The following is a 12834-nucleotide window of genomic DNA, read 5'->3' on the forward strand; positions in this document are numbered from 1 at the left end:
AAGAAGGGTTGCAGGGGACCAGTCATAGTCCTGCGATCGTTCTTTTATATGAACGTAACCCACATCGTCTGGGATGTGGCAGATGGGCGGATTCTTCGCCCTTATCAACAGGAATTAAAATGAGCGAAAGCTTTGCGGAACTCTTTGAAGAAAGCCTAAAAACCCTGAACCTTCAGGCAGGCTCCATCATCACCGGTGTTATCGTCGACATCGACTACCAAGCGCGTTGGGTAACCGTTCACGCTGGTCTGAAGTCTGAAGCGCTGATCCCGCTTGAGCAGTTCTACAACGATGCTGGCGAACTGTCCATCAATGTTGGTGATGAAGTTCACGTTGCTCTGGATTCGGTTGAAGACGGCTTTGGTGAAACCAAGCTCTCCCGTGAAAAAGCCAAGCGCGCTGAATGCTGGATCGTTCTGGAAGCAGCCTTCGCAGCCGAAGAAGTGGTCAAGGGCGTTATCAACGGTAAGGTTAAAGGCGGCTTCACTGTCGACGTTAACGGCATCCGTGCGTTCCTGCCAGGTTCTCTGGTTGACGTCCGTCCAGTGCGCGACACCACGCACCTGGAAGGCAAAGAGCTCGAGTTTAAAGTCATCAAACTCGACCAGAAGCGCAACAACGTTGTCGTTTCCCGCCGCAGCGTCCTCGAAGCCGAGAACTCCGCTGAGCGTGAAGCTCTGCTGGAATCCCTGCAGGAAGGTCAGCAAGTCAAAGGTATCGTCAAGAACCTCACCGATTACGGCGCATTCGTCGATCTGGGTGGCGTCGATGGCCTGCTGCACATCACCGACATGGCTTGGAAGCGTATCAAGCATCCTTCCGAAATCGTCAACGTTGGCGACGAGATCGATGTCAAGGTTCTGAAGTACGATCGCGAGCGCAATCGTGTTTCCCTGGGCCTGAAGCAACTGGGCGAAGATCCATGGGTTGCTATCAAGGCTCGTTACCCAGAAAGCACCCGCGTTACCGCTCGTGTAACCAACCTGACCGACTACGGCTGCTTCGCTGAGCTGGAAGAAGGCGTGGAAGGCCTGGTACACGTTTCGGAAATGGACTGGACCAACAAGAACATCCACCCTTCGAAAGTCGTACAAGTCGGCGACGAAGTGGAAGTTATGGTTCTGGACATCGACGAAGAGCGTCGTCGTATCTCCCTCGGCATCAAGCAGTGCAAGTCGAACCCATGGGAAGACTTCTCTGGCCAGTTCAACAAGGGCGATAAGATCTCCGGCACCATCAAGTCGATCACCGATTTCGGTATCTTCATTGGTCTGGACGGCGGCATCGACGGTCTGGTTCACCTGTCCGACATCTCCTGGAACGAAGTGGGCGAAGAAGCCGTACGCCGTTTCAAGAAGGGCGACGAGCTGGACACCGTTATCCTGTCGGTTGACCCAGAGCGCGAGCGTATCTCCCTGGGTATCAAGCAACTGGAAAGCGATCCGTTCTCCGAGTACGTCCAAGAGAACGACAAAGGCGCAATCGTTAAGGGTGTTGTAAAAGAAGTTGACGCCAAAGGCGCCATCATCACCCTGGCTAACGATATCGAAGCTACTCTGAAAGCCTCCGAAATCAGCCGTGACCGCATCGAAGATGCGCGTAACGTTCTGAAAGAAGGCGAAGAAGTTGAAGCCAAGATCATCAGCGTTGACCGTAAAAGCCGTGTAATCCAGCTCTCGATCAAGTCGAAAGACGTTGAAGACGAGAAAGAAGCTATCCAGAGCCTGCGCGACAAGCCAGCTGCTTCGGATATCGCTGCTGGTCCTACCACTCTGGGTGACCTGCTGCGTGCACAAATGGAAAAGCAGAACTAAGTTCTGTCAGACCATAAAAAGGGCGACTTCGGTCGCCCTTTTTTATGCCTGAAATTCGAGAGGGTGGGAGCAGGGTGCTGGGGAAACCAATCTGTGCAATGAGTTGTCTCTTTCTTAGGTGGGTTTGGCTGCCGTGTCAGGGTCTAGGCTTACCCAATGGGTGCATTATTCAAGCAGCATAAGCTGCCTTAAGGAGGAGCATGAGCAGGTTGGGTGTCGTGGTTTTGATTCTTCTTTTGGCTGGGTGTACGACCAATGTAAAGACCCATGCGGTACGCGGGCTCAGTGGTATAGAGATCGACTGTTCGGGGCTGGGGTCGGATTGGGACAAATGCTACAAGCGTGCTGCGCGTGAGTGTAAGGCCAATGGCTACAAGGTCATTACCAAGTCCAGTGATGCCAAGGATGAGGAGGGGGATTATCCCTTCGGTTGGAATCCGGCGGGTTATCTGACCCGAACGATGCTGGTCATGTGTCGATAGGGCGGCTTTGCGTTTTTGTCACTGCATCTTCTACAAGAAAGGAGTTTGTATTGGCGTCGCAGATGGGCTGTTCAAAACCCTCAGAGCATGCTAAAACCTTTGAAGCACTGACCTAGCTGCTTGAAAAAGAAGGGAAAAATATGACGAAGTCGGAGTTGATCGAACGAATTGTCACCCATCAAGGGCTGCTCTCATCCAAGGATGTCGAGTTGGCGATAAAGACGATGCTTGAACAGATGTCTCAATGCCTAGCCACTGGCGATCGAATTGAGATCCGAGGCTTTGGTAGCTTTTCGCTTCACTATCGCGCACCTCGGGTAGGTCGTAACCCAAAAACAGGTCAGTCAGTCAGCTTGGATGGAAAGTTCGTTCCCCACTTTAAGCCGGGTAAGGAGCTTCGTGATCGAGTTAACGAAGAGGAGGGGGACGGCCTGTAAGCCTAAGATAAAAACACTCTAGATGAAGTCGCTTTTAGTATGCTTTTCATTCGCAGAGTAAGGCGGAATGCTTTTCGTTGATCGAATAGGTCTTTGGCTTGAGTGGGGTTGCTTTTAAGCTATTTAGAGTACTGGTCCTGGGTTTCTCCTAGCGATTTCCTTGTTTCTACCGTCTTAAAATCCCGCAGGGTTGATTGTTTTTCTTTCAGCCGAAGTGGGCTATGAGTATTTTTTGATTTCGGATGATGCTTTGCGATGGCAGTTCTGCTGCTTGCGCGACTATCTTGAGCTGTGTCTGCGGTATTCTGCATCGCATTGTATTCAGGGTAGGATGTTTTTTTGATGGATAGTATGGCTCGGCAGGTTGTTGGCGGCGCATAATGTAATTTTCGAGTGTTTCAGATACTACTCTGTGGCGCCAGTTTTAGAAGGTACGGTAGATAATGGCCAGGATCCTTTTGACGGGAGCATCCGGTTTTGTAGGTGGCGCTGTTCATGAGTGTTTATCTAAAAATTCGCCCCATAAGTTAACTGTTGTGGTGCGAAAGCCCATTCCGGCTTTAGTGGCTACCACGTCTGTTACTCAGGTAGAACAGATTGATGGTCTGACGGACTGGAGTTCGATATTGCTCGATTGCAATGTCGTAGTGCATGCGGCTGCCCGTGTCCATGTAATGCATGAGTCCTCACTCGATCCACTCGAGGCCTTCCGGAAGGTCAATGTGGAAGGGACGCTAAATTTGGCTCGCCAGGCTGCCCAGCGTGGTGTAGGTCGATTCGTTTTTATCAGTTCCATCAAGGTTAACGGTGAGGGGACACCACTCAATGTTCCTTATACTGCTGATGATGAGCCTGCCCCTACAGATCCATACGGTATTTCCAAAATGGAAGCGGAAAAGGGCTTGATGATCATTGCCTCTCAAACGGGAATGGAAGTTGTAATTATTCGCCCAGTTCTTGTATACGGCCCTGGCGTTAAAGCTAACTTTCTTAATATGATGCACTGGTTGTATAAGAGAGTTCCTTTACCTTTTGGGGCAATAGATAACCGCCGGAGTTTGGTGGCATTAGATAATTTGGTGGATCTGATTGTTACGTGTATTGATCATCCGCTAGCTGCCAATCAGGTGTTTTTAGTTAGTGACGGGGAAGACCTTTCGACAACCGAACTGCTAAAAAAAATGGGTAATGCATTGGGTAAGCCTGCTCGTCTGCTGGCCATCCCTAGTGGGATCTTGAGTTTTAGTGCTGCATTGTTGGGTAAAAAATCCATTTCCCAACGGCTGTGTGGTTCTCTTCAGGTGGATATATCCAAGAATCGTGAGCTATTGGGGTGGGCTCCTCCTCTGAGTGTAGATAAAGCACTTGATGCTACAGCGAAATACTTTATTGATAGTTGTACTTGAGTTTTAACGCATTTGAAGAGGCTTTCTGGTTTTAAGGGTATGGCTCTAATGATTATCGATTTTTCATGCGCTTTAAGGATTAAAGTTACATGGTGATTTGGTTCTTTATGTTAGTGGTAGCCAGTGTCTCGCTTCTGCTAACGTGGGTGTTGCGACGCTATGCTCTAGCTCGCAGCTTGATGGACGTTCCCAATAGTCGCAGCTCTCACACCGTGCCTACCCCCAGAGGGGGGGGCGTTGCAATTGTCCTGAGCTTTCTGGCTGCTGCGCCTCTGCTAAGCGTGCTGGTAGATGTTCCTCTGCTTTCCATAGGGGCTTTATGGGGAGCAGGTGCACTGATAGCTGTAGTTGGTTTTTTAGATGATCATGGGCATATAGCAGCGCGTTGGAGGCTGCTCGCGCATTTTATAGCAGCGATCTGGGCGCTGAGCTGGCTAGGGGGATTGCCTGCGATTCATGTGTTTGGCTTTGATCTTAATCTTTCATGGCTTGGGCATATCTGCGCAATTTTCTACCTAGTCTGGATGCTCAATCTATACAACTTTATGGATGGTATCGATGGGATTGCCAGTGTTCAGGCAGTGAGTACATGTCTTGGTGCCTGCGTAATTTACTGGTTTGCTGATGCTCCATCATTGATTTGGCTGCCACTGTTATTGTCGATGGCAGTGCTGGGTTTTCTTTACTGGAACTTCCCTCCTGCACGTATTTTCATGGGGGACGCTGGCAGCGGTTTTCTTGGGCTTGTTCTGGGGATTCTTTCCGTACAGGCAGCCTGGGCATCCTCGCGCTTTCTTTGGGTATGGTTGATTCTTCTTGGCGTCTTCATTGTTGATGCGACCTTTACTCTGACTCGGCGGTTAGTTCGCGGAGACAAGGTCTATGAAGCACATCGTAGTCATGCTTATCAGTTCGCCTCCCGCCAGTTTGGTCGGCATCTACCAGTGACCTTGGCGGCCTTGGCTATCAATACACTCTGGCTTCTGCCAATCGCCATAGGCGTGGGGCTGTTCGGGTTGGATGGTATTATTGGTCTAGTACTGGCTTACGCGCCGCTGGTTTTTCTTGCTTTCAGGTTTCGGGCGGGTGAGTTGGAGAAAACAGACTGATACTGTCTAGTATTCGGGACTGCCCAATAGGGCGCTTTCCATCAGTATGCAACATAGATCGAGGCTGAAGGCCGAGGTTCGAAAAAGGAATTATGGATAAGATACGAACACTTCTGTTGAGGCTCCCGCGGCGGCAGAAGAGGGTGCTGCAGGTGGTCACCGACATTTTACTGGTGTGGGTCGCTCTATGGATGGCATTTGTCGTCAGGTTGGGTTTTGACGATCTGAACAATCCTTTCATTGTGCATTTCTGGCTATTCGCCAGCGCTCCTATAGTTGCCATTCCTCTGTTCATTCGGTTCGGGATGTATCGCGCCGTCATGCGTTACTTCGGTAACGATGCTCTTATTGCTATCGTCAAGGCCGTAACCCTGTCGGCTTTGACTCTCGCGCTGGTGGTCTATGTGTATAGCAATCACCAGACCGTGGTGCCGCGCTCAATCGTATTCAACTATTGGTGGTTGAGTATGGTGATGATTGGCGGACTTAGGCTGGCGATGCGTCAGTACTTTCTTGGTGACTGGTTCACCACCGCCCAGCATGTACCCTTTACCAATCGTGATGATGGTCTGCCTAAGGTGGCTATCTACGGTGCTGGAGCGGCAGGCAATCAACTGGTGGCGGCGTTGCGATTGGGGCGGTTGATGCGTCCTGTGGCCTTTATCGATGATGACGGGAGTATTGCTGATCGGATGATCGCCGGGCTGCAGGTGTATAAACCCAAGCATTTGCAGCAAATGATTGATGACACGGGGGCAGAAGAGATTCTCCTGGCAATTCCCTCATCCAGTCGTAGTCGTCGAAGAGAGATTCTGGGGTATTTGGAAGGGTTCCCCTTACATGTACGAAGTGTTCCCGGTTTCATGGATCTGGCCAGTGGCCGAGTGAAAGTCGATGACATTCAAGAGGTGGACATAGCTGACCTGCTTGGGCGTGATGCGGTCCCGGCTCAAGTTGACCTGTTGGCCCACTGTATCAAGGGGCAGACAGTTCTGGTGACAGGTGCTGGAGGGTCTATCGGTTCTGAGCTCTGTCGGCAGATTCTGCTCCAGGGCCCTAGCACGCTAATATTGCTCGATCACAGTGAGTTCAATCTTTACAGTATCTTGTCCGAACTTGAACTGCGGGTATCGAGAGAGTCTCGGCTTGTAAAACTATTGCCAATTCTTGGTTCGGTACGCAACTACGAAAAGTTGCTGTCAGTCATGAGAACCTGGAGCGTAGATACGGTTTATCACGCCGCTGCATATAAGCATGTTCCGATGGTAGAACATAATATCGCTGAAGGTGTACTTAATAATGTCATGGGGACGCTCAATACCGCGCAGGCCGCACTGCAATGTGGTGTAGCCAACTTTGTATTGATTTCTACGGATAAGGCGGTTCGCCCAACCAATGTCATGGGTAGCACCAAACGACTGGCGGAGCTTACGTTGCAGGCGTTGAGCAAGGAACTGGCCCCGGTTCTGTTCGATGATTTGTCAAATGTGTCACGGGTTAATAAAACTCGTTTCACCATGGTCCGTTTCGGGAATGTACTGGGCTCTTCAGGTTCGGTTATTCCGCTATTCCATAAGCAGATCAAGTCTGGTGGCCCGTTGACGGTCACGCATCCAAAGATCACCCGTTATTTCATGACCATCCCAGAGGCTGCCCAATTGGTCATTCAGGCAGGTTCGATGGGGCAGGGCGGGGACGTATTTGTATTGGATATGGGCGAGCCAGTCAGAATTGTCGAGCTGGCAGAAAAAATGATTCATCTTTCCGGGCTGAGTGTTCGCTCGGAGAAAAATCCTCATGGTGATATCGCGATTGAATTTACTGGCTTGCGGCCTGGTGAAAAGCTTTACGAAGAGTTGCTGATTGGAGACAACGTCGCCGCTACTCAGCACCCGATGATCATGAGTGCCAACGAGGATCATCTACCGTGGGAAACACTCAAGCTGAAGCTCGCTGAACTCCTTGCAGCCCTTGAGTTGGACGACTATGCAAGAGTTCGCCAGTTGCTTCGCGAGACCGTAAGTGGCTACACACCGGATGGTGAAATCGTCGACTGGGTCTATCAGCAGCGTCGTCTCAAACCTTGAATCTACATAAGCAGTAACTCTCTGGCTTTTGATTTGCTCGTGGCATCAACCTAGGTTTGGAAGGCAGCTTTGGAAAGCTGCTTTCCTTACTCGATGTCATGGAGCGTCACTATGCGTAACTCTTTTTTCACCTCATTGATCTTTGCTTTTCTCGCCAGCTTTGCACTTGTCACTCAAGCAGCGCCGGGTCCCCAGACCCAGCCCGGTTCTGCGCAAGTGGCGGAGCAGGCGCCGATTCAAGCGAGCAAGGTCAACCTCAATACGGCGGATGAGGCTGTGCTGCAACGCGAGCTTTTTGGGGTGGGGGCTGCCAAGGCCAAGGCGATTGTCGCTTATCGGGAAGAAAATGGACCCTTTGCTTCGGTGGACGAGTTGCTGGAGGTCAAGGGGATTGGCAGGGCAATTCTGGAACGAAATCTGGATAAGCTCGAAGTCAATTGAGTTCTTCCGCATAACGTTTGAAGGCCGGTCTCTGACCGGCCTTTTGCATTTCATGGGTGGGGTAGCTGACAGTGAATCTCTATTACCCGGATTGATTATTTTCATGATGGCTCGAAAATATTATGGTAATAATATTTTTGGTCGCCAAATGTTTCTGGCCGAAGGCGCTCATTACTTTCATGCATTGTCAGGAGTCCAGCTATGAGTTCGATTCAATCCCAAGGTACAGCATTGGTCACTGGGGCTTCATCCGGTATTGGAGCGGTTTATGCCGAGCGACTGGCGGCGCGAGGTTTTGATTTGTTGCTGGTTGCTCGGGATGAGGGACGTTTGAAGGTGGCAGCCAATGCGTTGAGCGATAAATATAACGTGCAAGTGGAGGTGTTGAAGGCGGATTTGACGCTCAAGAAGGACTTACTGAATGTCGAGCAACGTTTGCGCGACGACTCCCGTATCAGCTTGCTGCTGAACAATGCGGGAGTAGCTGCCAACGGGGCTTTGGCTGGCGCCGACCTGGATCAGATGGAGCACATGATTCAGCTCAATGTAGTGGCACTGACCCGGCTGGCCGGGGTGGCTGCAACGAGTTTCTCTGCGACTGGGCGTGGGGCGATTATCAATATTGCCTCGGTGGTGGCCTTGATTCCTGAGCGTTTCAACGCGACTTATAGTGCAACCAAGGCATATGTACTCAGTTTGACTCAGTCGCTGCAGGGTGAGTTGAAGGGCAGCGGGGTTCGTGTACAGGCTGTCTTGCCGGGTGTCACTCGTACCGAGATCTGGGAGCGTTCAGGGCTTGATGCCAAGGCCATTCCGGCGGAAATGGTGATGGAGGTACAGGAGATGGTCGATGCGGCGTTGAGCGGCTTGGATCAGGGTGAGTTGATTACATTGCCTTCGCTACCCGATCCTGCGGATTGGCAGGCTTTGGTGGCGGCGCGCTTGGCTCTTGGCCCCAATCTGTCCAGGAGCAGTGCGGCCGCTCGCTATAAATAAGAAGAGTAGGTTGGAGCGGATCGCTTCAGCGCCGCTCCTGTTCCTTCAGGCCCTCGCGAACCACCTCCAGTATCCGAGTTCCCAACTCCGGGTTTTCCACGCTACGAGAAAGCATGAGTGCACCGACCAAGGTGGACATGAGCATCAGGCTTCGCTCGGCTTTCTGTTCGCCTTCCAGCACCGATTCTAGTTGTTCCAGCCTGGTGTTGAGCACCTCATCTGTAGTCGCACTGGGTTGTCCGCGCTGGCCGAGTTCCGAGCTCATGGTCGGTAGCGGGCAGCCTTGATGAGGGGACTTCTGGTGCCACTCGCAGAGGTAGTTATCGATAAAGGCTGGCAGTGGATGCTCTTGTGCGAACAGTGCAGCGCAATGGGCGTCCAGCTCTTGGGCGGCGGCGCGCAGGGCTTCTTCTACCAGTTCATCCTTGGACTTGAAGTGGGAATAGAAGCCGCCATGGGTCAACCCCAGGGCTTTCATCAGGGGCTGTAGACCTGTTGCACCTATCCCGTCACGCCGAAAACGTTCTGAAGCTTCCTTGATAATGCGTTGATGAGTCTGGGCTTTATGGTCTGGCGAGTAACGCATTTGAGAAACCTCCGCAACTAGAAGGCCATTTTAACCAAGGATTATCAGATCATGCCCCTACTTCTAGACAGGGATTGTCAGCGTTGACAGCTTCCCGACAGCTTTTCGTGAGGGCATAAGGGGTGATTGAAGTTGGCACGATAAGTGATTACCTGCTGTTCATGAATTGTTGAACAATCGTGAGGTGCCCCCATGAGCGACGGACTATCCCTGGCGGACCACATTACTGTGGAACTGCGGGCTGACATCATCGGTGGTCGTTTATTGCCCGGAATGGCGCTGGTGGAAAGCGAGTTGGTCAGTGCCTATAACGCCTCACGCAATACCATCCGTGAAGCCCTGCACCGCCTGGGGCAGGAAGGGCTGACCTGGTACGTGCGGCACAAAGGCGTGGTGGTCCGCCGCCTTGGTGCTGATGACGTGCGGGATCTGTTCCGAGTGCGCCGTACCCTGGAGTTGCAGGCCATCGCCAATGCTCGCCCGCTACGCGAGTACCAGTCCGATCGCATGCTCGATGCCATCGAAGCGGCGGAGCTTGCCCGGGAGCGCGAGGACTGGCGCGCCGTGGGAACCCATGGCCTGCGTTTTCACCAGCATGTGGTGGGGTTGCTGGGCTCGCCACTATTCGATGAGTTCTTCACCAACGTGGTGGCGCAGTTGCGCCTGGTGTTTTGTACGGCGCCGGATGAGGCGCGGTTTCAGGCGCCCTGGCTGGTCCGTGACCGACAGATCCATGAATGGCTTCTGGAGGGTGACAAGGCGGCCGCCATCGAGGCCATGGAGTTGTACCTGGACGACTCGGAGCGCCTGCTGTTGGACATGCTCGACCAATCCCTGTGTCACTGAATGAGGGCGATACCCATGTACAAAGACTATCCAGCGGCTTATCAGGTCAGCAAAGGTTCGGCGCTACAGGTGGATAAGGCGTTTTACGAACGCATTCGGCACAATCAGGGCCAACGCCATCTGATCGAGCAGTTCGAGGTTCCGATCCGTACCGGACGCGCCTGGAAGGTGCCCGCCGGGCACGTATTTCGGGTGACCACCCCGGTAGGGCCGCAGGTGGGCGACTTCAACGTATGGAATGCCAACGATCCGCGTGAGCGCCTCTGGGCTGCGCGCACCCGGCAGTTGCAGGGGGCGCATGTCAGTACCCACGACCGGCTCTGGTCGAACCTGCCTTTTCTGCGGCCGCTGGTGACCATCACCGATGACAGCCTGGCCCATTACGGCATCGACGAGCATGGTGGCCGCCTGCACGATCTACTGGGCACCCGTTGCGACCCCTATGTGAATCGCATGCTTACCGGCGAGGACTTTCACCATCACTGCCATTCCAACCTGACGCGGGCAGTGCTGCCTCATGGCCTGACCGAGTTCGATGTGCATGATGTGTTGAACATCTTCCAGTGCACGGGCCTGAACCATGACGACATGTACTTCATGAAGGCCTGCCCGGCGCAGAAGGGGGATTATCTGGAGTTCTTCGCCGAAATCGACCTGCTCTGTGCATTGTCGACCTGTCCGGGCGGAGATCTGTCCTTGCCGATGTGGGGGCCTGAAGCCCAGGACCCGTTAAGCGTGTGCCGTCCACTGGGAGTGGAAATCTATCGTCTGGACGAATCGCTGCTCGAAGGCTGGAGCCAGCCGCAACGTGCAGCCTATAAGGGCCAGCACGGGTTGCACATTGCCAAGGCCGAATGGGAGCGCTGAGCTTCCAGGCAGCCCCTGCACGTTAGGGTGAAGGGGCTGTAGGCTTAACGATCCTGCGCTTCCTTGGCATCCATTTGTGCGTTGCGCTCGGCCACGCGCTTGCGTTGCTCATCGGTCAGCTCGACCTTGTTGGCGGTGTCGCGCAGCATCATCAAGCCGCCAACGATAGAACCGATAGCAACCACCAGAATCAACCAGGCATACCAGGGCATAGGGCTCTCCTTAATGGGCAGTAGCCCGCAGGCGAAGGTTCGCCTTCGGGCCTGCCTATAACGCTTTGAGTTAAAGCGCTTCGCAGTGGTTCCATTGTATGCCTGATCCGCCTGGTGCGAGCAGAGCGCGGTTCAACGGCCGGTGAGCATGGCGTCCACCGGCGCGTCGGCCCGCAGTTGCCCGGTCAGCAGGAAGTAGATGAAGCCCAGGGCCATGAACACCAGAAATATCAGGCCGATCAGGGCATTGAACCAGGCCATGGCCACCAGGCAGACCGCGGCCAGTGCCAGGGCGATGGCCGGCACCAGCGGGTAGCCCGGGGCGCGGAAGCTGCGTGGCAGATTCGGTTCCGCCCTGCGCAGTTTGAACAGGCTGAGCATGCTCATGATGTACATCACGATGGCACCGAACACCGCCATGGTGATCATGGCGGCAGTGAGGGTCATGCCGCCAAGGTTGATCAGGCCATCGCTGTAGATGGCGGCGATGCCGATCAGGCCGCCGGCGATGATCGCCCGATGTGGCGTCTGAAAGCGCGACAGCCTGGCCAGGGAGGCAGGCAGGTAACCGGCCCGGGCCAGGGCAAAGAACTGGCGCGAGTAGCCGAGAATGATCCCGTGGAAACTTGCCACCAGGCCGAACAGGCCGATCCATACCAGCATGTGCAGCCAGCCGGAACTGTCACCCACAACGGTCTTCATCGCCTGGGGCAGCGGGTCGTTGATGTTCGACAAGCTGCGCCAGTCCCCCACGCCGCCGGCGAAGAACATCACCCCCATGGCCAGCAGCACCAGGGTCAGGATGCCGCTGATATAGGCTTTGGGAATGGTGCGCTTGGGGTCCTTGGCTTCTTCGGCAGCCATGGCCGCGCCTTCGATGGCCAGGAAGAACCAGATGGCAAAGGGAATGGCGGCGAACATCCCGGCAATTGCCGGGGCGCCGAAGGCGTCCGCGCCTGCCCAGCCGTTGAGGGCGAAGTTGCTGAAGCTGAAGGCCGGGGCCACCACGCCCATGAACACCAGGAGTTCGGCCACCGCCAGCACGCAGACCACCAGTTCAAAGGTGGCTGCCAGTTTCACCCCGAGAATGTTCAGGCCCATGAATACGATGTAGGCGCCAACCGCGGCATGTTTCGGATCCAGGGCCGGGAATTGCACGTTCAGGTAAGCGCCGATGGCCAGGGCGATGGCGGGAGGGGCGAAGACGAATTCGATCAGGGTGGCCAGCCCCGCGATCAAGCCGCCTTTTTCACCAAAGGCGCGACGGCTGTAGGCAAACGGGCCGCCGGCGTGGGGAATCGCCGTGGTCAGCTCGGTGAAACTGAATATAAAGCAGGTATACATGGTCGCCACCATCAGCGAGGTCACGAGAAACCCCAGGGTTCCTGCCACGCCCCAGCCATAGCTCCAGCCGAAGTACTCCCCGGAAATCACCAGTCCGACTGCGATGCCCCATAAATGCAGCGTGCCCAAGGTGGGCTTGAGTTGTGTGTTCATCGGTTGCTCCCTGAACGATTAGGACGTGCTCGCGGCTGTTCTGTGCAGTGCCCA

The 12834-nt window shown here is 54.0% G+C and carries 13 protein-coding genes; 10 read left to right on the forward strand and 3 right to left on the reverse strand.

Going from position 1 to position 12834, the window contains the following annotated elements; all coding sequences use genetic code 11:
- The first annotated feature begins 119 nt into the window (after positions 1 to 119).
- The 8 genes from rpsA (at position 120) to BM382_RS11165 (ending at position 8772) form a co-directional block, all read left to right on the forward strand.
- Positions 120 to 1814 (forward strand): 30S ribosomal protein S1, encoded by a 1695-nt coding sequence (gene rpsA / locus BM382_RS11130; protein WP_007931318.1) that lies wholly within the window; start codon positions 120 to 122, stop codon positions 1812 to 1814.
- A gap of 200 nt (positions 1815 to 2014) precedes the next feature.
- Complete coding sequence (locus BM382_RS11135; RefSeq protein ID WP_072442825.1) at positions 2015 to 2296, forward strand: hypothetical protein; 282 nt, start codon at positions 2015 to 2017, stop codon at positions 2294 to 2296.
- 140 nt (positions 2297 to 2436) lie between these two features.
- Entirely contained in the window at positions 2437 to 2733 is a 297-nt protein-coding gene (gene ihfB / locus BM382_RS11140; protein WP_072442827.1) for an integration host factor subunit beta, read from the forward strand.
- A 443-nt stretch (positions 2734 to 3176) separates the two neighbouring features.
- Positions 3177 to 4139 carry a UDP-glucose 4-epimerase family protein gene (locus tag BM382_RS11145; RefSeq protein ID WP_072442829.1) on the forward strand — a complete coding sequence of 321 codons (963 nt, stop codon included), beginning with the start codon at positions 3177 to 3179 and terminating at the stop codon, positions 4137 to 4139.
- Positions 4140 to 4228: 89 nt separating this feature from the next.
- Positions 4229 to 5248 (forward strand): MraY family glycosyltransferase, encoded by a 1020-nt coding sequence (locus BM382_RS11150; protein ID WP_072442831.1) that lies wholly within the window; start codon positions 4229 to 4231, stop codon positions 5246 to 5248.
- Between the two features lie 89 nt (positions 5249 to 5337).
- A complete protein-coding gene (locus BM382_RS11155) occupies positions 5338 to 7335 on the forward strand; it encodes a polysaccharide biosynthesis protein (protein WP_170866323.1) in 1998 nt (665 codons plus the stop codon).
- Between the two features lie 111 nt (positions 7336 to 7446).
- The gene (locus BM382_RS11160; protein ID WP_065365461.1) at positions 7447 to 7776 is read left to right on the forward strand and encodes a ComEA family DNA-binding protein; all 330 of its coding nucleotides are present in this window, start codon (positions 7447 to 7449) and stop codon (positions 7774 to 7776) included.
- Between the two features lie 201 nt (positions 7777 to 7977).
- Positions 7978 to 8772, forward strand: a complete 795-nt coding sequence (locus tag BM382_RS11165; protein WP_072442836.1) for an SDR family NAD(P)-dependent oxidoreductase — start codon at positions 7978 to 7980, stop codon at positions 8770 to 8772.
- Between the two features lie 25 nt (positions 8773 to 8797).
- Here the strand turns inward: BM382_RS11165 and BM382_RS11170 are convergent, their stop codons facing one another.
- The gene (locus BM382_RS11170; RefSeq protein WP_072442838.1) at positions 8798 to 9358 is read right to left on the reverse strand and encodes a TetR/AcrR family transcriptional regulator; all 561 of its coding nucleotides are present in this window, start codon (positions 9356 to 9358) and stop codon (positions 8798 to 8800) included.
- 192 nt (positions 9359 to 9550) lie between these two features.
- On the opposite strand from BM382_RS11170, the gene BM382_RS11175 reads away from it, so the two are divergent.
- Both BM382_RS11175 and BM382_RS11180 read left to right on the forward strand, forming a co-directional pair.
- On the forward strand, positions 9551 to 10204 hold the full coding sequence (locus BM382_RS11175; protein WP_041119412.1) for a GntR family transcriptional regulator: 654 nt from the start codon (positions 9551 to 9553) through the stop codon (positions 10202 to 10204).
- Positions 10205 to 10219: 15 nt separating this feature from the next.
- Complete coding sequence (locus BM382_RS11180; RefSeq protein WP_011062572.1) at positions 10220 to 11071, forward strand: urea carboxylase-associated family protein; 852 nt, start codon at positions 10220 to 10222, stop codon at positions 11069 to 11071.
- A 44-nt stretch (positions 11072 to 11115) separates the two neighbouring features.
- Here BM382_RS11180 and BM382_RS11185 read toward each other — a convergent pair whose 3' ends face one another.
- Positions 11116 to 11283, reverse strand: coding sequence for a DUF2897 family protein (locus BM382_RS11185; RefSeq protein WP_011062571.1), 168 nt, complete (start codon positions 11281 to 11283; stop codon positions 11116 to 11118).
- A 132-nt stretch (positions 11284 to 11415) separates the two neighbouring features.
- Positions 11416 to 12780, reverse strand: a complete 1365-nt coding sequence (gene eat / locus BM382_RS11190) for an ethanolamine permease (protein WP_011062570.1) — start codon at positions 12778 to 12780, stop codon at positions 11416 to 11418.
- Between the last annotated feature and the right edge of the window lie 54 nt (positions 12781 to 12834).

This window comes from Pseudomonas sp. NFPP25, from assembly GCF_900116505.1.
GTDB classification, from domain to species: domain Bacteria; phylum Pseudomonadota; class Gammaproteobacteria; order Pseudomonadales; family Pseudomonadaceae; genus Aquipseudomonas; species Aquipseudomonas protegens.